Origin of the sequence: Sulfurimonas sp. NWX79 (assembly GCF_039667035.1) — a bacterium.
GTDB lineage: Bacteria > Campylobacterota > Campylobacteria > Campylobacterales > Sulfurimonadaceae > Sulfurimonas > Sulfurimonas indica.
The window spans coordinates 1-22134 of sequence record NZ_JALCZL010000031.1; the positions used below are offsets into that span (position 1 = coordinate 1).

Below are 22134 nucleotides of genomic sequence, written 5' to 3' on the forward strand. Positions count from 1 at the left end.
AAAATATGATTACTTTACATCGTGGATTGAGCAAAAGTTTGAAGCTTAATTTAGTTGATTATTATTTGGTGAATTATAAGTAAAATTAAAAAATTAAGCACCCGTTTTTTTAATTAAGTCTTGTTTTTGCACTTTGTGGAATGTGTGTTACGGTTGCTATGGTATCTAAAAAGAGTGCATTCATATGGGTAAAGTAACCAATGGCATCCTTGCCACTGATGGAGAGTGCAGAGATTTTTTTACGAATAGATTGAATCTTTGCAAGCTCTTTTTTTGCGTTCTTAAGAGCGTTTTGCAGCTCTTTTGAGTAGCTGTTTGCATTAAAATGGCGTAAATAGGTACTGAAGGCTGCCATTTTTGCATCGGTAAGTTTTCGCTGTGCAGGGAGTCGTTTTACAAATTTTTTCCCTTTTGAGCCTAAAAATCCTGCTGTTGCACCCCGCTCTTTTTGAGTTTCATGAAGCAGGAGTGCCATGGTTTTTGCAAGTTCTATGGCGGCTTTCTCTTTTGCACCACTTCCGTGCAGATTTTTCTCCATATAGTTCTCTACATCTTTTAAGAGGTTAATTTTTTTGGTAATAGTGTCAAACCAGTAGGTAGCACTCACGCCAAAGCCGCCAATCTCATTGGCACTCAGCAAGATGTTTCGCATTCTTTGGACTTCATCTACCGCTTTGCCTTGTAGAGTTTGCTGCATAAAAGCAACATCATCTTTGGTTGCAAGTGTTTGAAAACTCTCCATGTAGGAGTCTTGCTCAGAGATAAGTGAAGCGATTTTAGCTTTTGCTCCCGGGGCAAATTTATCATTGGCAAATGTAGCACTTCCTACTGCCCGCTCAATTCCTGCTCGCTCTTTTGCGTTTAAAAAGTTAAAGTAGGCAAGGGTGCGAAATGTAAGTTGTGCATCGGCAGCCTGTTGAGATGTTTTGGCGATGAAGTTTAAAAACAGGGCATTCATGTGGGTGTAGTAACTTATCGCTTTTTGAGCACTGATGCTTTGAGAGAGTGTTTGTGAGCGGATAGCTTCAATTCGCTTGAGTTCTGCCATCGCTTTTTGAAAGTAAGCTTTAACATCATCATTTAAAAGCGCCTCTACTTCACTTTCTTGGAGGAGTGCCTCTAATGCTTTAATCTTTTTGGTTGTATTTTTTTGTTGTGCAGGGAGTCGTTTAGTAAACTTTTTCCCTTTTGAGCCTAAAAATCCCGCAGTTGCTCCACGCTCTTTTTGTGTCTCATGGACAAGTGAGGAGATTGTTACATCAAGCTTGACAATGGCATTATAATCGGCATATTTTTCACTCTGCTTGATGTGTCCGGATATTACCAAAGATGCCATAATAATGATAGTTACAATAGGAATGACAACATTAAGCAGCAGTTTGTTTTTAATCGTTACATATTTTAAAAATTCCATCTATGCTTCCTTCGCTCGCATCTCTTTGTAGAGTGCTTCATATTTGTCCCTCTCCATCTCAGAGACTTTTCTTCTGCATGAGATATAGCCTCGTGAGCCATCACAGGAGGTGAAAGGGTAGACTGTTGCAAAGACCCAGTAATAGCCGCCATCTTTTGTTTTGTTTTTGACAAAACCTCTCCACCGTTTTCCCTGTTTGATGGTATCCCACAAATCTTGAAATGCCGCCTTGGGCATATCGGGGTGTCGCACAATATTATGTGGTCTACCTATGAGCTCTTGTACGCTGTAGCCGGCATACTTGCAAAACTCATCATTGGCAAAACGGATAATGCCTTTCTCATCCGTCTCGGAGACGAGAAAGGCTTTTGTATCTAACAATATTTCATTGCTGTTATTATAAGCCATTATCTTGCCTTTTTTTAAGATTGAAACAATCATATAGATTTTTAATTTAAGCAAAGGTTAAATGGGGGGGGGATTTTGTTTATATTTTGGTATAATTACGCAAAAAAGAGAACAATTATGCAAAATGTCGAACCGATGACAATATATGGCTATGAAAAACTTCAGGCTGAGGTAAAAGATTTAAAAGAGGTGAAGCGTCCTGCTGTTGTGAAGGCAATTGAAGAAGCACTTGAACATGGTGACTTGAAAGAAAATGCCGAGTATCATGCAGCAAAAGAGCAACAAAAAAATATTGATAACCGTTTGGCAGAACTTCAAGAGATACTTGGGAATGCACAGATCGTTGACCCTAGTGAGCTGGCACACTCAAAAGTGAGCTTTGGTTCAACTGTTGTGATGACTGATATGGAGAGTGATGAAGAGGTAACATATACGATTGTCGGTGGTGCTGAGAGTAATCCGGATATGGGGCTTATCTCATTTAACTCACCTTTGGCCAAACAGCTTTTAGGTAAAGAAGAGGGTGATGAGGTCAAGGTACGTCTTCCTGGTGGTGAGAAAGAGTTTGAGATAGATGAAGTGAAGTATCAGGAGATTATCTTTGACTGCGAATAAAATTGATGTAGGCGTTGTTGGTGCAACAGGCTATACAGGACTTGAACTGGTCAAGATGCTACTCAAGCATCCTATTTTCAATCTTGTCTATATTGCAAATTCAGAAGGTGGTACAACTATCAATGCACTTCATCCCTCACTCAGTGGAGTTTGTGAAGATGAAGTGCACTGTGCAGATGTAGATACAATGGCGGCTGCCTGTGATTTGATATTTTTGGCACTGCCGCATAAAACAGCGATGGCCTATGTTAAGCCGCTCATTGCAAAAGGTGTCAAAGTTGTTGATCTCTCGGCCGACTATCGTCTGCCGCAAGATATCTATGAAGAGTTTTACTGTCCGCATACGGATGTTACCAATCTCTCTCACGCAGTCTATGGTCTACCGGAGCTTTTCCGTAAGGAGTTGAAATCGGCGAAACTTGTTGCCAATCCGGGATGTTTTCCAACTTCTGCCATTTTAGGACTCTTACCGTTTATGGATAAAAGAGTGCCAAGCACACCTGTCATTGTAGATGCAAAAACAGGTGTGAGCGGAGCTGGAAAAAAACTGAGCGATACAACGCACTTTGTCAATGTCAATGACAATCTCTTTGCTTACAATCCTTTAATGCATCGTCATGCACCAGAAATTGCAAATAAACTTGGAATTGAGTTTGATGAGGTGAATTTTGTGCCGCATCTCGTACCTGTAACACGTGGTATGATCAGTTCTATCTACATTCAGGTAGAGGAGAGTTTTGATGCCCAAATGCTCTTGCGTGAGTATTATAAAGAGGAGCCTTTTATTCGTATAAGTAAGACGCCTGTAACGATGAAAGATGTAGCAGGGACAAACTTTTGTGATATCTATGTCAAACAAAAAGGAACTCTGCTCTTTATCGCTTCTGCGATTGATAACTTGATGCGTGGTGCATCATCACAAGCTCTTGTCAATGCCAACCTTGTGATGGGGCTTGATGAGAAGATGGGCATCCCCGATATAGCCTATGTCCCATAATTTAGAGCTGCGTGAGGGTGCCTACATCATCTCTGATGCACACTACTCACTACATAGACCAGAGCTTCTTGCTCTTATAAAAGATATCCACTCAAAAAAACTTCAACCATCACAACTTATCTTAATGGGTGATATCTTTGATGCCCTCTTTGGACTCATTGATTATACCTATGAAGAGAATAAAGAGATGATAAGACTGCTTGATGCAATAGCAGAGGAGATCGAGGTCATCTACTTTGAAGGCAATCATGACTTTAATCTCAAGGTTGTCTTTGAAAACATTACAATCTTTCCTCTCGCACTCCAACCTGTAACCTTGCAGTTTGATGATAAAAAAGTCTGTCTGGCTCACGGTGATTTTGATGGAAAACTTGGGTATAAAATATATACGGCATTGATTCGCAATCCTTTCATTCTTTTTGTTTTAAAATACATCGATATCGCATTAAACCATCTCATCATCAACAAAATCGAAGCACATTTGGATAAAAAAGATGATTGTAAAGAGCTCTCTTGGTTTGAAGATTTCATCAGAAACCGTTTTACAAATCGCTTTGCATGTGACTATTTTGTAGAGGGGCATTTTCACCAAAATAGAAGCTTTGAACTTAGCAGTTTTACTTATATTAACCTAGCTGCTTTTGCTTGCAATCAAAGATATTTTATTGTAAAATCGAAGCACGATAAAGAATTGTTAGAAGAACACCAATTCTCCAAGGAGATGTAAAAGATGGATGATAACTCCCTAAAAATCGGTTCCAATGAGATGGAACTTGTTGACTTTCGTATACTAAAACAAGAAGAAGATAAAGTATATGAAGGTATTTACGGTATCAATGTTTCAAAAGTGCGTGAGATTATCCGTGTGCCTTTTTTAACAGAACTTCCAGGAACACCAGAGTTTATTGAAGGTATTTTTGATCTGCGTGAGGTTGTGATTCCAGTTGTCAATCTGGCAAAATGGATGGGAATCAAAGAGCCTGAAGATGCAAAGAAAAATGCCCGTGTCATTATTACTGAGTTTAATAATGTACTTATTGGTTTTATTGTTCATGAAGCAAGAAGAATCCGAAGAATCTCATGGAGCGATATAGAACCGGCAAACTTCATAAGCTCTTCAAGCGGTCTTGATGCAAACAAGATCACCGGTGTGACAAAAATAGAGGGGGATTCTGTTTTGCTTATACTCGATTTGGAGAGCGTGGTGCAGGATCTTGGACTCTATGAACCCGATACAGACAATGCACCGCAGGAGATTACGACATTTCATGGATTGGCACTGGTTCTCGATGACAGTGCTACGGCAAGAAAGATCGTTAAAGATGCATTGCAGAAGATGGGCTTTAATGTGGTTGAAGCGATGGATGGAGAGGAGGGACTCTCAAAACTCAATGACCTCTATGAGATGTATGGAGAGAACCTCAAAGAGCAGCTAAAAATCATCATCTCTGATGTGGAGATGCCTCGAATGGACGGTTTCCATTTTGCAGCCAATGTACGGGACGATGCACGATTTAACGATATACCGATTGTGTTTAACTCTTCGATTAGTGATCATTTTAGTGAAGGAAGAGGAATAGAAGCCGGAGGGGAAGCTTACCTTGTGAAGTTTCAGGCTTCTTCATTTTATGATGAAGTGTCGCGTGTTGTGCGTGCACATATGAAATAGGAGTATAAAATATGGATGAATTTCAAGAGATTCTACAAGATTTCTTAGTAGAAGCGTTTGAACTGGTTGAGAAACTTGATGAAGATTTGGTGGAATTGGAATCAAATCCGGAAGATTTGGATCTTTTAAACGGAATATTTCGTGTTGCACACACTGTAAAAGGGGCTTCTTCATTTTTAAATTTTGATGTACTGACACACTTGACACACCATATGGAAGATGTACTCAATCGTGCACGTCATGGTGAGCTGACCATTACTCCAGATATTATGGATGTTATTTTAGAGTCTGTTGACTTAATGAAACAACTTTTAGAGCAGATTCGTGATACAAACAGTGATAGCGGCATCGATGTTGCAGCGTGTGTTGCTCGACTTGACAAGATAACAGGTGGAAGCGGTGAATTTGAAACGCCAACTGCAGCAGCATCTGCCCAAGAAGAGAGTAGAGAAGAAGAAAATGCTGCTTCAGAAGAAGGGAGCAGTTCTGAAGATGATGAAGAGGAGATAGATTATGAAAATATGTCTCCTGAAGAGGTCGAAGCAGAGATAGAGAGACTTCTCGCACAGCGCCAGGAAGAAGATAGAAAAAAACGTGAAGCAAAAATAGCTGCAGGCGAAAAGGTACCGCAAATGCCAAATCCTGATGAAGAAGAGGAAAAGGCAAAAGAGGAGAAAAAAGAGGAAGAAAAAGTAACACCAGCTCCGGCTCCAACACCAGCTCCTGTAAAACAGGAGAAAAAAGAGGAACCAAAGGCCGCTGCACCTGCAAGAAAAGCTCCGGCTCAGGTTGAACAGACGATTCGTGTTGATGTAAAACGACTTGACCACCTGATGAATCTTATCGGTGAGCTTGTTCTTGCAAAAAACAGACTGATTAAAATCAATGATGATGTTGAAGAGCGTTATGAGGGTGAAGAGTTCTTAGAAGAGCTCAATCAGGTTGTATCAATTGTTTCACTTGTAACAACGGACCTTCAAATTGCCGTTATGAAAACAAGAATGCTGCCTATTGGAAAAGTGTTTAACAAATTTCCTCGTATGATCCGTGATCTCTCACGTGAGCTGAACAAAAAGATAGAACTTGTCATCTCTGGTGAGGAGACAGAACTGGACAAGTCTATCGTTGAAGAGATTGGTGATCCGCTTGTTCATATTATCCGTAACTCATGTGATCATGGCGTTGAAGCTCCGGAGGAACGTGTTGCAAAAGGAAAACCGGAGACAGGAACCATCGCACTAAAAGCTTACAACGAAGGAAACCAGATTGTCATTCAAATCGATGATGACGGTAAAGGGCTTGATCCTGAAATGCTTAAGAATAAGTCTTTAGAGAAAGGTATCATCACTGAAAAAGAAGCTGATACAATGAGTGATAAAGAGGCGTTTGCGCTTATCTTTAAACCGGGATTTTCAACTGCTGCAGCTGTTACGAATGTAAGTGGTCGTGGTGTTGGAATGGATGTTGTAAAAACAAACATCGAGAAACTCAATGGTATCATCGACATCGATTCTGAAGTAGGCAAGGGTACATCCATTAAATTAAAAATTCCTCTAACACTTGCGATTATTCAGGCACTTTTAGTTGGTGTTCAAGAAGAGCACTATGCGATTCCACTCGCTTCGGTTCTAGAGACGGTTAGAATCTCCAAAGATGAGATCTATACGGTTGAGGGGAAAAGCGTTATGCGTCTGCGTGATGATGTACTCTCTCTTGTTCATATCGGAGATATTTTTGAGGTAGAACGTATCTTGGATGCAAGTGAACATGCTTATGTTGTTGTACTGGGACTTGGGACTTCAAAACTAGGACTTATTGTTGATACGCTTGTAGGTCAAGAAGAGATCGTTATCAAGTCACTTGGAGATTATCTCAAAGGTATTGAAGGTATTGCCGGTGCGACAATCAGAGGTGATGGTGGTGTGACACTCATAGTGGATGTTGTTGCACTCATGGATATCGCTAAAAATGTTAAAGCTACAACAATGACAGAAGCACAAGAGGGCGGTGCAAGTAAAGAGAAATCACAGGCGAGTGATTATGTCATTATGATTGTGGATGATTCCAAAACAGACAGAACAATCATGAGAAAAGCACTCGAACCTATGGGTATGACACTTGTAGAAGCAGGTGATGGACAAGAGGCTCTGAGTATCTTGAAATCAGGTGATTATAACTTTGATGCTATGCTTATTGATATTGAGATGCCAAGAATGGATGGCTATTCGCTTGCAAGTGAAATCAAGAAGTATAACAGATACAAAAATCTTCCTCTTATTGCTGTTACGTCAAGAACAAGTAAAGCTGACAGAATGCGTGGAGTTGAGTCCGGAATGGTTGAATATATTACAAAACCATATTCGTCTGATTATCTGGCAAGTGTTGTACAGAGAAATGTTAACTTTAAAGCGGAGTTCTTATAATGAGTGATAAACTAAAAGATATTATTAACAAACAGTCCCAGCAGCAAGACAGCGTAGTAGAACAGCTCGATGATGTTGTACAGCTTGTAGGATTTATGATAGGCGATGAAGAGTATGCAGTACCAATTTTATCAATTCAGGAGATTATCAAACCTTTTTCATGGACAAGAGTACCACAGGTACCACCTTATGTTCTTGGGGTCTTTAATCTGCGTGGTGCTGTTATTCCGCTTATAGATCTACGTCTCAAATTTGGGCTCTCTGCAAAAAAACATGGAGAAGATACTCGTTTTATCGTTATGCGTCATGGGGATGATGTTGCCGGTTTTGTGATTGACAGACTTACAATGGCGATTCGTATCAAAAAAGAGAATATCGGTCCGGCACCTGATACTATAAACGGTGATGATACTATCATTGATGGTGTTGGAAAACAGGCAGATAAAATTATTACAATTTTAAAAGTCAACAAATTACTAGAGAGAGATTTCTAAAACATTTCGATGTGTAAAAAACCTCTTATCGACCTCCATGATGATAAGCTCTTCATCACTTTTGAAGGAGAGCTTACACTCTATACAATTGCCAACATAGAAAAAGCGCTAGCTTATGTAAAAACATATTCTTTCAATGCATTGCAACTGGATTTTCAGGATGTGACATTTCTTGATACTGCCGGGGCGCTCTTTATTTATAATCTGGAAAAATACTTCACAAAAAAAGAGATAGCAGTTACTCTACTTTTAGAAGATACAACACAAAAAGATACTTTGAATCTCATCAAAGAGAATATGAAAAGTTCTCATAAGTCTGTACCAAGAAAGCAGAAGAGCTTTTTAGAACAAACAGGAGAGTTATTTTATAACTACTACATCGGGCTTCTCTCTTTTTTACATTTTTTTGGAAAGCTTTTTACAACGAACCTGCGTTATATAACATCACTCAAAAATATTCGTTTTAAAGAGATAGCTTTTGAGATAAATGAGAGTGCTATACGGGCTCTTGGAATTATTGCACTGACAAGTTTTTTAATTGGTCTTGTTGTGGCCTATCAGTCAGCTTACCAGCTAAAAATCTATGGAGCAAATATCTTCATCGTTGATATGCTGGGAATTTCTATCTTTCGTGAATTGGCACCTTTGATTACTGCTATTGTTATTGCAGGGCGTAGTGGTTCGGCCTATGCGGCACAGATAGGGGCAATGAAGATAACACAAGAGCTTGATGCAATGAAGACGATGGGCTTTGAGCCTTTTGCCTTTTTAGTACTTCCTCGTATCATCGCACTTGTGATAACGATGCCGATTCTTATCTTTGTAGCAGATATGATGGCGATGCTTGGTGGTTTGATTGTTGCAAATATTGACCTGAACATCACAATGGAGCTTTTTATGGACCGTTTTAGTGAGGTTATTGCTGCGAAGCATTTTTATGTAGGAATCGTAAAAGGGCCATTCTTTGCATTTTTGATTGCTGCTATTGGGATCTACCGAGGGCTTAAGGTAAAAGATGATACGCAAAGCATAGGATTTAATACAACCAAAAGTGTTGTTGAGTCCATCTTTGCGGTCATTGTATGTGATGCGGTTTTTTCCATCGCATTTACAAATTTAGGAATATAAAATGGAATTCATCAAAGTAAGAGATGTTCGCACTGTTCTTGGTGATAAAATTGTCCATGACGGTCTTAACCTTACAATCAATGAGGGTGAGATCTATGGACTTTTGGGACCGAGTGGATGTGGAAAAACAACACTACTGCGTGAGATGGTACTACTCCAAGAGTTTACAAGTGGTTCCATTGAACTGCTAGGCAAGAGACTTGAGACTATCAGTGAGAGAGACGCACAGAGCTTGCGGCATCAGTGGGGTGTACTTTTTCAGTTTGGTGCACTTTTTTCTTCTTTGACACTCAAAGAGAATGTTGCACTACCTTTGATTGAATATACAGAGCTCTCAGAAAAAATGATAGACGAGATAGTACGATTTAAAATCAATTTGGTTGGTTTAAAAACAGAAGATGCAAATCTCTACCCTTCAGAGATCAGTGGTGGTATGCGTAAGAAAGCAGGATTGGCACGTGCACTAGCAATGGACCCAAAACTACTCTTTTTAGATGAACCAACTAGTGGACTCGATCCGATATCGGCACGTGAGTTTGATAGTTTGATACTGAAACTGCGTGATATGTTGGGGCTTACGATTGTTATGGTCAGTCATGATCTGCAGTCAATATATGATACTTTGGATAAAGTTGCTATAATTGACAACAAAAAGATTATATATGAAGGAACACTCCAAGAAGTGACAAATGTAAAAAATGATTTTATAGAAAGCTTTTTTGGGAAAATGAAATGAATAATAAAGTAAATTATGCACTTATTGGTCTCTCTGTCTTAATAGGACTTGGTTTAATGTTTGGTTTTGCATACTGGATGTTAAAACCCTCAACGGATGAAGAGACGCAAAAGTACCTTATCTATTTTGATGAGTCTGTTTTGGGGCTTAATCTTGATGCACCTGTAAAATACAGAGGCATTACAGTAGGAAAAGTGATACGACTGCGAATCAGCCCAAAAAATACAGAGCAGGTAGAAGTTACGGTCGATATTTTAAAAAGCACACCAATTAAAGAAAACAGTGTTGCAAAACTAACTGCACAGGGTATCACGGGACTTACTTACATTAACCTCACGCAGGGAAAAAATGATGCGCCGCCACTCAAAGCAAAAGAGGGGCAAAAGTATCCGGTTATCAAAACAACTCCTTCCTTTTTCGAGCACTTTGAACGCTCACTTGGGGATGTCTCCTCGCAACTCTCTGCAACGCTTTATAAAACACAAAAACTGCTCAATGATGAGAATCAAAAACAGGTTGGACTACTTTTAAAACGAACTGCAAGTATCATGGATAAACTTGACAGGCTGCTTGATGAAAAAACGATTACACATTTTCAAAGCTCTATGAATAATTTAGACAATATCACCTATAAAGTTGATAATTTGATGCCTAAGATTGATACCTTTGTTGCAAAGAGTATCGAATGGGAAGATAATATCAATGCATCTTTTGAAGCTATCAAAGGGACGTATTTTAGAATGGATAACACAATGAAAAATATGGCAGTCTCTTTTTCGGACTCTGCTATTACCTTTGAGAAGATGAGTCATACAGTAAACAACACGATGCTTGAGAGTCAAAACGTAATGATAGATGTAGAAAATACGTTGCAGGAGTTTAAACGTAATCCTTCTGATATACTTTATAAAAAAACAGAAGAAAAAACTGCTCCGGGGGAGAGATAAAATGAGAAATATCGTAGTAGCTTTTATGGTGCTTTTTTTTGCGTCCTGTTCGACAACATATCCGTCAATAACAGAGTACAGGATTGATACAGAGATCCAAACAGCACAAAGTCTAAAAAGCTCTTGTCAAAAAAGTTCCTTGACAGTTGCACAGGTCTTTGTAAAAAGCTCTTTGATGAGCAAAAAGATGAAGTATGTTGTCGGCAAATACAAAGAGTTCGCATATAATCGATCAGAGTGGGCAGAAAATCCAAACAGAGCTATCAGTGATGCGATAGTAAAAGCACTCCAGAGTGCAAATATCTTTCAAACAGTAGATAATCATAAATCTTTCAGTCGCAGTGATTATACACTAGAGAGCAGAGTGGATGATTTTTCACAATATTATAGTGAAGATGAAAAAGAGTCGTTTGTAAAAATTGCAATTACATTTTCACTTATTGATAATAAAACGGCAAAAATTATCGCAAGTAAGCATATAAGTAAAGAGAAAAAGACACAAAGAGCTAATGCTCAAAGTGGAGTTGTCGCTTTAAATGAACTGCTCGGTGAGAGCTTGGATGAGATGATACAATGGATATCAGGAAGTTGTAAATGATAAAAGAGAAAGAATATAAAGAGAGACGTACACAGTTTGCCAAAAAACTAAAGCCGTACTCTGTTGCTGTGCTATTTAGTGCTGAAGTAAAAACACGCTCAAACGATACAGAATATCCCTACAGACAAGAGAGTAATTTTTACTATATGACAGGATTTACTGAAGATAAATCAGCATTGATGTTTGTCAAAGAGGCGAAAAAAACAAAAATATATCTTTTAGTACACAAAAAAGATGCCAATGAAGAGCTTTGGAATGGAAAACGACTTGGGCAACAACAGGCAAAAGAGATCTTTATTGTCGATGATGTATTTGAGTATAGTGAGCTCCCCTTGAAACTCAAAGAATTTTTAGAAGCAAAACAGAGACTCTATTATGACTTTAAACTTGATTACTCTAAAGTCAAGCTCTTAAAACGCTATGCCAAAAAGATAGATACCTTTAAAAATGCGGCAAGTCTGATTGAGAAGATGCGTCTTATTAAATCAGATGCAGAGATAGCACTTATAAAAAAGGCACTTGACATAACAAAAAAAGCACACCACAGAGCGATGAAAAAGGCATCAAAACTGCACTATGAGTATGAGCTTCAAGCTGAATTGGAGTATGTGTTTAAAAAATATGGGGCACAGAGTGATGCGTACAGTTCCATCGTAGCATCAGGAAACAATGCAAATACTTTGCACTATATAGATAATCGTGCAAGACTCACAAAAGATGAACTCATTCTCATCGATGCAGGGTGTGAGTATAACTACTATGCAAGTGACATAACACGAACGATTCCTGTAACAAAATTTACAAAAGCGCAAAAAGAGATCTATGGGCTGGTTTTAGATGTTGAAAAAGAGATAATTAAAATGGTAAAACCCGGAGTCATGCGAAGCAGTTTGCAAAAAAGAGCCGAGAGGCTTTTATGCGAGGGAATGGTAAAACTTGGAATTTTGCATGGCAAGGTGAAAAAACTTCTCAAAAAAGAATGTCATAAAAAGTATTTTCCTCACGGAATAGGACACTGGATGGGCATTGATGTTCATGATCAGGCTCCGTACAAAACTAAAAAAGGCAAAGAGGTTCCTCTTAAAAAAGGTATGGTCTTAACAATCGAACCGGGTATTTATATAGATGAAAAAGATAGCAAAGTTCCAAAAAAATACAGAGGAATAGGCATACGCATTGAAGATAATATCTTAGTGACAGAAAAAGGGGCTAAGAACCTCTCTAAAGCGATAAAAAAAGAGATAGAAGAGATGGAAGCTTACACTTCGTAAGAGTAGCTCCATCCAGTGAGATTTTTCTCTTTTGCTTCGAAAAACTCATCAGAATCAGCAAGAAAATCCATAACATGCATCGGAACATTTGCAATGGTTCTCTGGTCTTCTGGTTTTACAAGTAACATTGGCATAGGTGTATCTTGAGAGCTACTGATGGCAAAACCAACCGGCATAATTTGACTCAAAAGTTCTGCCGGTTCACCTATTTTGTGTTCATCTCGAAATTTATTTAGGATAGCTGTTTGAATATCAGCAGGAATAGTATCTGCAGTATTGAGAAAAATAGTGAAATGAATCGGTGTATCTTTAAAGTGTTCCGGTGCAGGGGCTGCCATAATGATGTATTCTACATTTTGCAGATGCTTTTGTATCTTTTCTTGTGATAAGTAACGTTCTGTTTTAATTGCTTTTGCTTCCATAGTTTTCTCTTTTTATAACAATTTTTTTGGTTTATTTAAATTGGTGAAATTCTACCATAAAATTGGCACAAGATATGCTTTATTATTGTCAGAGGGAGCCGTATGCAGTTTATTGAAGCACTGAAACTTCGAAGTAAGCTTTTATTTCTTTTCTTACTCATTACTATTGGACTTATAAGTGTTGCTATCATGGGAACAACCTATGTCAATGCCATGAAAAGAAATATCGATTCCCTCTATTTTGGTTCCTTGGTTCCTGTAACAGAACTCAATGAAATTTTGCAAAAATATCATAATGGACTTGCAGATACACTCTACAAAGCCTCACGCAAAGAGATAAGCACTTCTGAGATTATTTTTAATCTTGAGGACTCTTTAGATGAGATCAATAAAAAATGGAAAAGTTATATATCTCATTTTAAGAGTGAAGAGGAGATGGAGTATGTTGAGTATACAAATCTAGAGATAAAAGCAACGAACAGATACTTTCAACAGATCCTCTATGCTGCAAAGAATGGTAAAGACCTTACAAAAATCTCTATAAACACTTTGGAAAAAAAAGTAGCATATATTCACAGGGTACTGCAAAAGCTTATCAACTATGAAGTGAGTGTGGCATATTATGAGAGAAAGAAGTTTTTACATACTTATCATACTATGATGCTGCGTATTGGAATTATTCTCTCTGTTGTTATTTTGGGCATACTTGCTGTTTTACTCTATGTCTTTAGAAGTATTCAAAAGGACCATACGCAGCTAGAAATTTCAGCGAAAAAATTAAAAATTGCAAACAAAAAACTTGAAAATGCATCTTATACGGACTCTTTGACAGATCTGCATAACAGAAGATATTTTAACTTTGTTTACGAACGTGAGCTCAAACGTGCAAAAAGAAACAAAACATACATTACGTTTATGATGCTAGATATCGACTACTTCAAGCAGTACAATGATACTTATGGACATGTTGAAGGAGATTTCGCACTCAAGTCCGTTGCAAAAGTTTTAAAAGATACACTCAAGCGTCCAAGCGATTATGTCTTTAGACTTGGTGGTGAAGAGTTTGGCGTATTGCTGAGTGAAACAGATGAGTCAAACAGTGCAAAACTTTCCCGTGAGATTTGTGATGCTGTACGCGGTCGTGAGCTGAGACATGAAAAGTCAAAGGTTTCTGATTTTGTTACGATCTCCATAGGCGTTGTCTGTTGTATAGCTGATGAGGCTTTAGATGATGAGATACTTATCTCACGTGCGGATGAGATGCTTTATGAGGCAAAAGAGAGTGGACGTGACAGGTACATCATCACTTCAAATGTAAGTGCGGCAACAACAAAACCGATGCATGAAGAGGTACATCGTAACGCTTCTTAGTGTCCTTGTTTAAAACGGAAATCTTCTGCGATCAAAAGAGGGCGTAGTTTCTCTTTCAACTCGCCTTGAAACTCCATAAAACCATCTTTGTATGCTCCACCACATCCAAGTTTCTTCTTGAGTAGTTTTAAGAGTTTTGTGGCATCTTCTTTTTGCAGTTCAAAAGGTCCTACAAGCGTTACTGTCTTGCCTCGACGTTTCTCTTTTGCAAAGTGTAAGAGATGCTTTTGCGGTGCTAGGACTTCAGAAACCACTTGGCTTTTACGTGGACTCTGGACTTCTGCCCAGCCATCATCGATATCTGCACCGATGAAGATGTCAAGTTTTTTCCCTCTGCTCATTTAGATGACTTTTTGTGCCAAGACGCTTCTGTTTTCTTTTGCATATAGGCCATTTTGTAAATCCTGCGTAAGGCTTTCAATATTTTCTTGTGTATGGTCATAAAGCGTTACGATAACTTCATCACCGGATGCTAAAAAGGTACTCTCTCCGTAAGGTGTATACCGTGTCGCACCAATACTGATGATAAGCTCTGTAGGATTACTACAGGATGCGATATAACTTTTGATATCTTCAAGCGGGCCAAAATCTTCTTGGGTATTGATTTGATTGGCTATCCAGTCTGTTAGTTTCTTATAGAAATAGCTATAGCCATTTAGCTCTACATCTTCCCCATAAGCATGGAGTTTTCCATCACGACGTAAAAAACTACAGATACTGTAGTTATCCATAATGCCACCCTCTGAAAATGTATCAATTTTAATGAGCTTCTCTGCAAGTCCTTTGGAATTCTCACCCCAGTTTTTCTTATCACTGATTTTTGCAGCACCTCCAACTCTGATAGAGCAGTCATTATATGCGCCAAATTGTTTTGGAGTGATATTTGTTACTTTGCCATCTTCGTACTCTATCTCACATACGAGTCCAACCTCAGGTTCTGCTTGTACATTGACATTTTCTTTTGGTAAGTTAATGGTAGTTGCTGAGAGTGGATAGGTAGAGAGAATTTCACGTGGGCGTTCAGTGGATGTTGTTTTTGCACATGGCAGATAAAAAGGGAAGATTCCCTTCGGTGCTGCCTCATCTTCAGTAATAACATCTTTAAAATCTTCAAGCTCTCCGGCTTGTGCGAGATGCAGGGCAAAGTTGCCTGCAATTCCAAGTCCTAAAAAATTACGGTAAGCAGGCATGATTAGATCTTACCAGCTTCTTTAGCCTCAGCGAACTCTTCATAACTGCCTTGGAAATCAACATAAGTATGATCCTCACGCAGCTCAATGATACGCGTTGCAAATGCATCAAGTAACTCTCTATCGTGAGAGACACAGATAACATTGCCGTCAAAGTTGTGCAGTGCTTCACCAAGGGCTACGATCGCTTCAAGGTCAAGGTGGTTGGTAGGCTCATCAAGAACTAAAAAGTTTCCACCCTCAAGCATCATTTTAGAAAGCATCATACGATGTTTTTCTCCACCTGAGATAGACTCTACAGATTTTTCTTGCTGTTCACCGTTAAAGAGCATACGACCAAGACAGTTACGAATCTCTGCAATGTCGCGTTTTGGATCAAATGCACGCAACCAGTCATAGAGTGTTCCGTTGCCTTCAATGATGTCTGCTGTATCTTGTGGGAAGTAAGAGTTCTCAATTGTAGCACCCCATTTTACTTCTCCGCCACAGCTTGGCTTCATCTCTTCCATAAGGATTTTAATCAGTGTCGTTTTACCCACACCGTTACCACCGATAAGTGCGATTTTTTCACCCGGATTTACTTTAAAAGTGATGTCTTTGAGTACTTCATTATCACTATAAGCGTGACAAATATGGTTGACTTCAAGTGCTTCATCACCCATAACACGTTTTGCTTTGAACACGATAGACGGGTCACGGCGAGAAGATGGTTTGATCTCTTCGATATTGAGTTTTTCAAGCTGCTTTTGACGTGATGTTGCCTGTTTTGCTTTTGAAGCATTTGCAGAGAAACGGCGAACGAAAGCTTCAAGCTGTTCTTTTTCTTTGAGCTTTTTGGCATTGTCAAGTTCCATCTGTTTCGCCATTACATTTGCTGCAATGTACCAGTCATCATAGTTTCCTGTAAACTCACGGATCTTTTGATAATCAACATCCAGGATGTTTGTTACAACAGCATTTAAAAAGTGTCTATCGTGTGAGATAACGACCATAGTTCCCTCATGACGCTGCAGTTCATGCTCTAACCAGCTGATAGTCTCAATGTCAAGGTTATTTGTCGGCTCATCGAGGAAAAGCACATCAGGTTTTGGATAAAGCACCTGTGCAAGAAGGACTTTGAATTTGTCCGCCGAGTCAAGTGTACTCATCAGCTCATTATGCTTTTCAGCAGGAATTCCGACATTTTCAAGTATCTTTGCAATGTTTACATCATACTCATATGTCGGGTCTTCTTCAACACAGATAGTCTCTAACTCTGCAAGACGATTGTTAACTGCATCATCTTCGAAGTCCCCTGTCATATAAATCTCTTCTTTTTCTTTGATGGCATCATAAAGACGTCTGTTTCCATAAAGAACTGCATCTGTGATAGTAAAATCTTCAAAAGCGTATTGATTTTGTCCTAAAACACCAACTCTGTTTTGTTTAGGGATGATAACTTCACCCTCATACTCATTGATTTGACCTGAGAGGATTTTTAAGAAAGTTGTTTTTCCGGCACCGTTTGCACCGATAAGTCCATAACGTTTATGACGGTCAAGTTTTAAGTTGATATCTTGAAACAGAGTTCTGTTTCCGTATCGCATTGTAAGATTTTGTACTGTTACCATTGTAAGCTTCTCTTGGATAAATTTTTCGCGATTATATCCAAGAGTTGTTTAAAAGATGATTATTTTAGTTGGAGGAGTCTTTTGCGCTGCAGTCACTTATCACCACCCCAACAAACTAACTCAAAATTTGAGTTAGTTTGTTGGGGTGGTGATAATAAAAAAGTAGGAGAGTTTTTTCATTCTAACCTCTTTTTTCCTGAAAATATAGCTATATTTTTATAAATAAGAGGCTATTTCTATGAAGCTTTTGTTACAATACTGAATGCAAATACGAGAAATGACACTAAAAGAGCTCTATCCTGTTTATGATGTTTTACAACAACTGCGTGAGCTTAGCTATGATGAGTTTGAAGACCTGATTTATGATATGCGTCATATGGAGTATAAGATGATAGGTCTTTTTGAAAAAGAACAGCTTGTTACTTATGCAGGTGTTGCCGTACAGACAAACTTATACCATAAACGACATCTTTATATCTTTGATCTTGTAACTGATGCATCATTTCGCTCACAAGGCTATGGCAAGATGATGCTTGCGTATCTGCAAGACTATGCAAAAACAGCGGCATGTGAAAATATCGTGCTTTCATCCGGTATGCAAAGAGAAGATGCACATAGGCTTTATGAGAAAGAGGGATTTGTGAAAAAGAGTTATCTTTTTGTAAGGTCTATATAGCGCAGCACTTTTTAAACTTTTTCCCACTACCGCATGGACATGGTTCATTTCTCTCTACTTTGGCGTTAAAAAGTTCACCATCTTGATATTTCCAACTGCCACTCTCTTCTATAAAGTAACTTTTTTCATGTAAAACACCAATTTTTCCATTTTCACGGTAGTAGGCTTTAAACTCAACAATATTGTCATAATCATGCAATACTTCAAGTTTGAGCCATTCAAGATCTGGCATCAGTTTTAGTTCGTCGACACTTTGTGAAGTAGAGGTCCGAGCCAAATATTCCCAATCTTTTCTCACAAATGCCTCATACCTGCTTATCATTAACTTTTTTGGTGTCACAATATTGCCTTTTTTTGCTAGAATTATACACTAAGGATTTTTTATGAAGATAAAATCGCTCTATATCGCAGCACAGCAAAAAAACGCGGGTACGCTTTTTGTCTCTATGGGGATGATGGAGATACTCAAACGTAATCTCCATCGTGTTGCTTTTTTCCGTCCTATAATCTACTCACGTGAGACTCGTGACAGTGATATCTCTTTTATTTTAGAGCGTTACAATCTTGATATCGCATATGAGGACTGTTTTGCTTATGATATTGCTGAGGTAGAAGAGCTTATTTCACAAGGTAGAGAAAGTGAGCTTATAGAAAATCTTATTGCAAAGTTTAAAAGGCTTGAGAAAGAGTATGACTTTGTTTTGTGTGAGGGAATCCGCAAATCTTTTTTAACTTCGACAATATCATATGATTTAAATGTTAAAATCGCACAAAATTTTGGTGCGCCCTACATCAATATCATCAGTGCAAAAGATAAAACACCCAAAGAGGTATATGAAGAGGTACTGATAGAAAATGAACACTCTAGCTCTGTTGGTTGTATCCATTTTGCAACTTTTGTCAATCGTGTTCAAGAAGAGAACTTAGAAAAACTTCACAAACTTTTTGCACAAACAAAATATACAACCTATCTTTTAAAAGAGTTAGAAGAACTCAATCTTCCAACCATTGAAGATGTGATGGATAGTTTACATGCCAAGAGTATTATCTTAGGCGAACATGATCCGCTTCGTATTATCAGAGCTATGAAAGTTGCAGCACTCTCACTGGATAACTTTTTAGAACATATTGAAGAGGATGATCTGGTCATTGTTCCTGCTGACAGGTCTGACATTATTTTAGGGCTTTATGGTGCACTGCACTCCTCAAAGTATCCCAATATCTCTGCAATCGTATTTCCTTTTGATATGAAGATACATCCAAATATTCAAAAGCTCATCGATGGACTGGAGAGCTTTAAGATACCGATACTCTCGGTAAAAAGTGATACCTTCAATACGGCAAAAAACATCTTAAAGGTACATTCACGTCTGCGAGTCAACTCGAAACGAAAGATTGCTCTCGCACTGGGACTTTTTAATGAAAGTGTAGATATTGGGGCAATCGAAGAGAAAATAGCTTCTACATATAGTGAGATAATGACACCGCAGATGTTTGAGTATAAACTTTTTGCAATGGCTCACGCAAGCAAAAAAACAATCGTTTTACCTGAATCAAGTGATGAGAGAATTCTGCGTGCTGCAGAGATAGTTCTTAGACGTGGTGTTGCTAATATTATACTGCTTGGCGATGAAGATGAACTGCGAGAGCGCTCAATGCGCCTTGGGCTCAATCTTTCAGATGCAAGGGTTATAAATCACTTGGAGTCTGCATATCTGGATGAGTTTGCTGAGAAATTTTATGAAAAACGAAAGTATAAAGGGCTTTCACGTGAGCAAGCACGTGATGCCATAACACATTTGAGCTACTTTGCTACGATGATGGTTGAGTGTGGTTATGCTGATGGAATGGTTAGCGGAGCGATTCATTCAACGGCAGATACAATGCGACCGGCACTGCAGATTATAAGAACAAAACAGAATGTCTCTATAGTATCGAGCGTCTTCTTTATATGTTTTGAGACAAAGGTTTTGGTCTATGGAGATTGCGCTATCAATGAAGACCCAAATGCACAGGAGTTGGCAGATATTGCCATCGCTTCTGCAGATACTGCTAAAACTTTCGGCATTACTCCAAAAGTTGCCATGCTCTCTTACTCTACAGGGGAGAGTGGTCATGGAGCTGATGTAGATAAGGTACGAGAGGCGACCAATATTGTCAAGCAAAAACGACCGGATTTGTTGGTAGAGGGGCCTATCCAATATGATGCTGCAATAAATAAAGACGTTGCACGTATAAAACTGCCAGACTCCAAGGTTGCAGGAGAAGCAACGGTTTTCATTTTCCCGGATTTAAATACTGGAAACAATACCTATAAAGCAGTCCAGCGAAGCAGTGGTGCAATTGCTATTGGGCCGATTATCCAGGGGCTTAAAAAACCGGTCAATGATTTAAGCAGGGGATGTTTGGTCGAAGATATTGTCAATACCGTGGCCATTACAGCTATTCAGGCAGCACAAGATTCATGAAGATAGCAGTTTTAAATTCAGGAAGCTCATCACTGAAGTGCAAGATTTTTGAGTACCCAAGTAAAGCCCTACTTTTTTCGAAAACTATTGAGAGAATAGGGGAGAGTGATACAGACATAGCATCTCACGCAGAGGCATTGGACGCTTTAAATATAGACTTTGAGACTTTGGATGCCATAGGGCATAGAGTCGTGCATGGCGGAGAGAAACTTCAAAAGAGTGTTATTATAGATGAGAGCGTCGTTGATATAATTAGAGAGCTTATTGTTTTGGCACCACTGCATAATCCTGCAAACTTAATAGGTATAGAAATCTCACTGAAAAAGGCTCCACATATTTTGCAAGTTGCTGTTTTTGATACAGCTTTTCATGCAAGTATGCAAAAAGAGGCGTATCTTTATGCTTTACCATATGAACTGTATGCAAAAGAGGGAATTCGGCGTTACGGATTTCATGGTACCTCGCACGCATACTTGGCTAAAGAGGCTGCAAAAGAGCTGAAAAAAGAGTCCAGTGAGATAAATATCATTACACTCCATCTTGGAAACGGTGCATCTGCCTGTGCTATAAAAAATGGTGTAAGCATCGATACCTCGATGGGGTTTACTCCGCTTGAAGGACTTGTGATGGGGACGCGTTGTGGTGATATCGATGCAGAGATAGTTTTGTATCTGCAGCGCTCTCTTGGAAAAACCTCAAAAGAGATAGAACATATTCTCAACAAAGAGTCCGGACTTTTAGGAATATGTGGTGAAAATGACCTACGTGAGATACTCCTGCGTGAGGATGAAAAAGCAAAACTAGCCATTAATATCATGGTGCGTAGAATCCAGAAATATATAGGTGCCTATATGGTTTTACTTGAAAATGTCGATGCCATTGTCTTTAGTGGTGGCATAGGAGAAAATTCTCAAGAGATTCGTGATGCTGTAATGGATAATACACTACTGAAAAATATAAAAATGTTAGTGATACAAACGGATGAAGAGTTGGAAATTGCGAATGAGTGCTATCGACTCATTAAAAAAAAGGAGATATAGGCAAGAAGCCTATATCTTAGTCAAAGGACTAAAGTGGTGTTACGTTCTCTTTAATAGAATATTTTAAGAAATTCCTATTTTTAGGGGATTCTCTATTAAAGTTACTATTTCATAGGGTTTGTAGAATACCCAAAAATAATACTAAAAATATTTTTGCCATTATGGTGTTTGTATTGAAGTTGAAAATGATGTTTTTCTAAAATAGTTTTGACTAAATTCAGTCCGAGACCGTAGCCTTTATCTTCTCTTGAGTTATTTTCTTGTGTGAAAAGTTTGCAGTAATAGTCTAACTCTTTGCTCAATGCTAAGCCATTACTGATGATTTTGAGGCTGTTTATATCTGCAATAATTTTTATAGGTCTATTGGAAGAATATTTTAAAGCATTATCAATAAGGTTTTTTAAGGCGATAGAAAAGTAGTAGAGATCTGCATCTATTTTTATAGCAGGATATTATCAGACAATTTCAACATAATAGAGCTAAAAAGAAGTAAAAAAAGCAAACCATATTCTATACAACAGCGGTAGCCCTTTGTCACTGTCAAACGAACTGCTAAAATTGGCACTAAAGGAAGTGAGTTAAAAGTTACTTTTTAAACACAAACCTTAAAAAATCAAATTAATTTTTGATAGACTCCATTTCATCTTTTTTGAAAGG

Annotated in this window: 23 protein-coding genes; 15 read left to right on the forward strand and 8 right to left on the reverse strand. The window is 38.5% G+C overall.

The features are described from left to right. Positions 1-109 precede the first annotated feature (109 nt). Both MNY27_RS10075 and MNY27_RS10080 read right to left on the reverse strand, forming a co-directional pair. Positions 110-1414 carry a nitrate- and nitrite sensing domain-containing protein gene (locus MNY27_RS10075; protein WP_346392268.1) on the reverse strand — a complete coding sequence of 435 codons (1305 nt, stop codon included), beginning with the start codon at positions 1412-1414 and terminating at the stop codon, positions 110-112. Further along, positions 1415-1822 (reverse strand): PAS domain-containing protein, encoded by a 408-nt coding sequence (locus tag MNY27_RS10080; RefSeq protein ID WP_152184619.1) that lies wholly within the window; start codon positions 1820-1822, stop codon positions 1415-1417. Positions 1823-1939: 117 nt separating this feature from the next. On the opposite strand from MNY27_RS10080, the gene greA reads away from it, so the two are divergent. From greA to MNY27_RS10135, 11 genes are read left to right on the forward strand one after another with little or no spacing between them, the layout of a single operon-like run. Continuing rightward, positions 1940-2437 carry a transcription elongation factor GreA gene (gene greA, locus MNY27_RS10085; protein WP_152184620.1) on the forward strand — a complete coding sequence of 166 codons (498 nt, stop codon included), beginning with the start codon at positions 1940-1942 and terminating at the stop codon, positions 2435-2437. Then, the gene (gene argC / locus MNY27_RS10090; RefSeq protein ID WP_281346802.1) at positions 2424-3434 is read left to right on the forward strand and encodes an N-acetyl-gamma-glutamyl-phosphate reductase; all 1011 of its coding nucleotides are present in this window, start codon (positions 2424-2426) and stop codon (positions 3432-3434) included. Before greA ends, argC begins: the two co-directional genes overlap by 14 nt. Next, entirely contained in the window at positions 3424-4161 is a 738-nt protein-coding gene (locus tag MNY27_RS10095) for a metallophosphoesterase (protein ID WP_152184621.1), read from the forward strand. Before argC ends, MNY27_RS10095 begins: the two co-directional genes overlap by 11 nt. Before the next feature lie 3 nt (positions 4162-4164). Then, positions 4165-5103: a chemotaxis protein gene (locus MNY27_RS10100; protein WP_152184622.1), complete on the forward strand. Its 939-nt coding sequence runs from the start codon at positions 4165-4167 to the stop codon at positions 5101-5103. Between the two features lie 11 nt (positions 5104-5114). Next, a complete protein-coding gene (locus tag MNY27_RS10105; RefSeq protein ID WP_152184623.1) occupies positions 5115-7526 on the forward strand; it encodes a chemotaxis protein CheW in 2412 nt (803 codons plus the stop codon). Beyond that, complete coding sequence (locus tag MNY27_RS10110; protein ID WP_152184624.1) at positions 7526-8020, forward strand: chemotaxis protein CheW; 495 nt, start codon at positions 7526-7528, stop codon at positions 8018-8020. Before MNY27_RS10105 ends, MNY27_RS10110 begins: the two co-directional genes overlap by 1 nt. A gap of 9 nt (positions 8021-8029) precedes the next feature. Further along, positions 8030-9148, forward strand: coding sequence for an MlaE family lipid ABC transporter permease subunit (locus MNY27_RS10115; RefSeq protein WP_152184625.1), 1119 nt, complete (start codon positions 8030-8032; stop codon positions 9146-9148). 1 nt (position 9149) lies between these two features. Then, entirely contained in the window at positions 9150-9884 is a 735-nt protein-coding gene (locus tag MNY27_RS10120; protein WP_152184626.1) for an ATP-binding cassette domain-containing protein, read from the forward strand. Next, positions 9881-10831 carry an MlaD family protein gene (locus MNY27_RS10125; RefSeq protein WP_246153854.1) on the forward strand — a complete coding sequence of 317 codons (951 nt, stop codon included), beginning with the start codon at positions 9881-9883 and terminating at the stop codon, positions 10829-10831. The genes MNY27_RS10120 and MNY27_RS10125 overlap by 4 nt, the downstream gene beginning before the upstream one ends. Position 10832: 1 nt before the next feature. After that, positions 10833-11429, forward strand: a complete 597-nt coding sequence (locus tag MNY27_RS10130; protein ID WP_152184627.1) for an ABC-type transport auxiliary lipoprotein family protein — start codon at positions 10833-10835, stop codon at positions 11427-11429. Further along, the gene (locus tag MNY27_RS10135; protein WP_152184628.1) at positions 11426-12700 is read left to right on the forward strand and encodes an aminopeptidase P N-terminal domain-containing protein; all 1275 of its coding nucleotides are present in this window, start codon (positions 11426-11428) and stop codon (positions 12698-12700) included. Before MNY27_RS10130 ends, MNY27_RS10135 begins: the two co-directional genes overlap by 4 nt. Here the strand turns inward: MNY27_RS10135 and MNY27_RS10140 are convergent. After that, positions 12688-13122: a hypothetical protein gene (locus MNY27_RS10140; protein ID WP_152184629.1), complete on the reverse strand. Its 435-nt coding sequence runs from the start codon at positions 13120-13122 to the stop codon at positions 12688-12690. The two genes, MNY27_RS10135 and MNY27_RS10140, sit on opposite strands and share 13 nt — an antisense overlap. Positions 13123-13224: 102 nt before the next feature. Between MNY27_RS10140 and MNY27_RS10145 the strand changes: the two genes are divergently transcribed. Next, positions 13225-14493, forward strand: coding sequence for a diguanylate cyclase (locus MNY27_RS10145; RefSeq protein WP_346392269.1), 1269 nt, complete (start codon positions 13225-13227; stop codon positions 14491-14493). On the opposite strand, the gene MNY27_RS10150 is transcribed toward MNY27_RS10145, so the two are convergent. From MNY27_RS10150 to MNY27_RS10160, 3 genes are read right to left on the reverse strand one after another with little or no spacing between them, the layout of a single operon-like run. After that, positions 14490-14834 carry a translation initiation factor gene (locus MNY27_RS10150; protein WP_152184631.1) on the reverse strand — a complete coding sequence of 115 codons (345 nt, stop codon included), beginning with the start codon at positions 14832-14834 and terminating at the stop codon, positions 14490-14492. The two genes, MNY27_RS10145 and MNY27_RS10150, sit on opposite strands and share 4 nt — an antisense overlap. After that, positions 14835-15683 (reverse strand): DUF5718 family protein, encoded by an 849-nt coding sequence (locus tag MNY27_RS10155; protein WP_152184632.1) that lies wholly within the window; start codon positions 15681-15683, stop codon positions 14835-14837. A 2-nt stretch (positions 15684-15685) separates the two neighbouring features. Beyond that, positions 15686-17293, reverse strand: a complete 1608-nt coding sequence (locus MNY27_RS10160) for an ABC-F family ATP-binding cassette domain-containing protein (RefSeq protein ID WP_152184633.1) — start codon at positions 17291-17293, stop codon at positions 15686-15688. A 262-nt stretch (positions 17294-17555) separates the two neighbouring features. Here MNY27_RS10160 and MNY27_RS10165 point away from each other — a divergent pair, with 262 nt between their 5' ends. Then, positions 17556-17969 (forward strand): GNAT family N-acetyltransferase, encoded by a 414-nt coding sequence (locus tag MNY27_RS10165; protein WP_152184634.1) that lies wholly within the window; start codon positions 17556-17558, stop codon positions 17967-17969. On the opposite strand, the gene MNY27_RS10170 is transcribed toward MNY27_RS10165, so the two are convergent. Then, positions 17962-18309 (reverse strand): YchJ family metal-binding protein, encoded by a 348-nt coding sequence (locus MNY27_RS10170; RefSeq protein WP_152184635.1) that lies wholly within the window; start codon positions 18307-18309, stop codon positions 17962-17964. The genes MNY27_RS10165 and MNY27_RS10170 overlap by 8 nt on opposite strands. A gap of 43 nt (positions 18310-18352) precedes the next feature. On the opposite strand from MNY27_RS10170, the gene pta reads away from it, so the two are divergent. Both pta and MNY27_RS10180 read left to right on the forward strand, forming a co-directional pair. Next, on the forward strand, positions 18353-20437 hold the full coding sequence (pta, locus tag MNY27_RS10175) for a phosphate acetyltransferase (protein ID WP_152184636.1): 2085 nt from the start codon (positions 18353-18355) through the stop codon (positions 20435-20437). After that, positions 20434-21477, forward strand: coding sequence for an acetate kinase (locus MNY27_RS10180; RefSeq protein ID WP_152184637.1), 1044 nt, complete (start codon positions 20434-20436; stop codon positions 21475-21477). Before pta ends, MNY27_RS10180 begins: the two co-directional genes overlap by 4 nt. 104 nt (positions 21478-21581) lie before the next feature. Here MNY27_RS10180 and MNY27_RS10185 read toward each other — a convergent pair whose 3' ends face one another. Continuing rightward, on the reverse strand, positions 21582-21920 hold the full coding sequence (locus MNY27_RS10185) for an ATP-binding protein (RefSeq protein WP_152184638.1): 339 nt from the start codon (positions 21918-21920) through the stop codon (positions 21582-21584). Between the last annotated feature and the right edge of the window lie 214 nt (positions 21921-22134).

Bases quoted from the DNA above. Each gene is read 5' to 3' on its own strand.
- MNY27_RS10075 (WP_346392268.1), bottom strand. From the start codon at position 1,414: ATGGAATTTTTAAAATATGTAACGATTAAAAACAAACTGCTGCTTAAT.
- MNY27_RS10080 (WP_152184619.1), bottom strand. From the start codon at position 1,822: ATGGCTTATAATAACAGCAATGAAATATTGTTAGATACAAAAGCCTTT.
- greA (WP_152184620.1), top strand. From the start codon at position 1,940: ATGCAAAATGTCGAACCGATGACAATATATGGCTATGAAAAACTTCAG.
- MNY27_RS10095 (WP_152184621.1), top strand. From the start codon at position 3,424: ATGTCCCATAATTTAGAGCTGCGTGAGGGTGCCTACATCATCTCTGAT.
- MNY27_RS10100 (WP_152184622.1), top strand. From the start codon at position 4,165: ATGGATGATAACTCCCTAAAAATCGGTTCCAATGAGATGGAACTTGTT.
- MNY27_RS10105 (WP_152184623.1), top strand. From the start codon at position 5,115: ATGGATGAATTTCAAGAGATTCTACAAGATTTCTTAGTAGAAGCGTTT.
- MNY27_RS10110 (WP_152184624.1), top strand. From the start codon at position 7,526: ATGAGTGATAAACTAAAAGATATTATTAACAAACAGTCCCAGCAGCAA.
- MNY27_RS10115 (WP_152184625.1), top strand. From the start codon at position 8,030: ATGTGTAAAAAACCTCTTATCGACCTCCATGATGATAAGCTCTTCATC.
- MNY27_RS10120 (WP_152184626.1), top strand. From the start codon at position 9,150: ATGGAATTCATCAAAGTAAGAGATGTTCGCACTGTTCTTGGTGATAAA.
- MNY27_RS10125 (WP_246153854.1), top strand. From the start codon at position 9,881: ATGAATAATAAAGTAAATTATGCACTTATTGGTCTCTCTGTCTTAATA.
- MNY27_RS10130 (WP_152184627.1), top strand. From the start codon at position 10,833: ATGAGAAATATCGTAGTAGCTTTTATGGTGCTTTTTTTTGCGTCCTGT.
- MNY27_RS10135 (WP_152184628.1), top strand. From the start codon at position 11,426: ATGATAAAAGAGAAAGAATATAAAGAGAGACGTACACAGTTTGCCAAA.
- MNY27_RS10140 (WP_152184629.1), bottom strand. From the start codon at position 13,122: ATGGAAGCAAAAGCAATTAAAACAGAACGTTACTTATCACAAGAAAAG.
- MNY27_RS10145 (WP_346392269.1), top strand. From the start codon at position 13,225: ATGCAGTTTATTGAAGCACTGAAACTTCGAAGTAAGCTTTTATTTCTT.
- MNY27_RS10150 (WP_152184631.1), bottom strand. From the start codon at position 14,834: ATGAGCAGAGGGAAAAAACTTGACATCTTCATCGGTGCAGATATCGAT.
- MNY27_RS10155 (WP_152184632.1), bottom strand. From the start codon at position 15,683: ATGCCTGCTTACCGTAATTTTTTAGGACTTGGAATTGCAGGCAACTTT.
- MNY27_RS10160 (WP_152184633.1), bottom strand. From the start codon at position 17,293: ATGGTAACAGTACAAAATCTTACAATGCGATACGGAAACAGAACTCTG.
- MNY27_RS10165 (WP_152184634.1), top strand. From the start codon at position 17,556: ATGCAAATACGAGAAATGACACTAAAAGAGCTCTATCCTGTTTATGAT.
- pta (WP_152184636.1), top strand. From the start codon at position 18,353: ATGAAGATAAAATCGCTCTATATCGCAGCACAGCAAAAAAACGCGGGT.
- MNY27_RS10180 (WP_152184637.1), top strand. From the start codon at position 20,434: ATGAAGATAGCAGTTTTAAATTCAGGAAGCTCATCACTGAAGTGCAAG.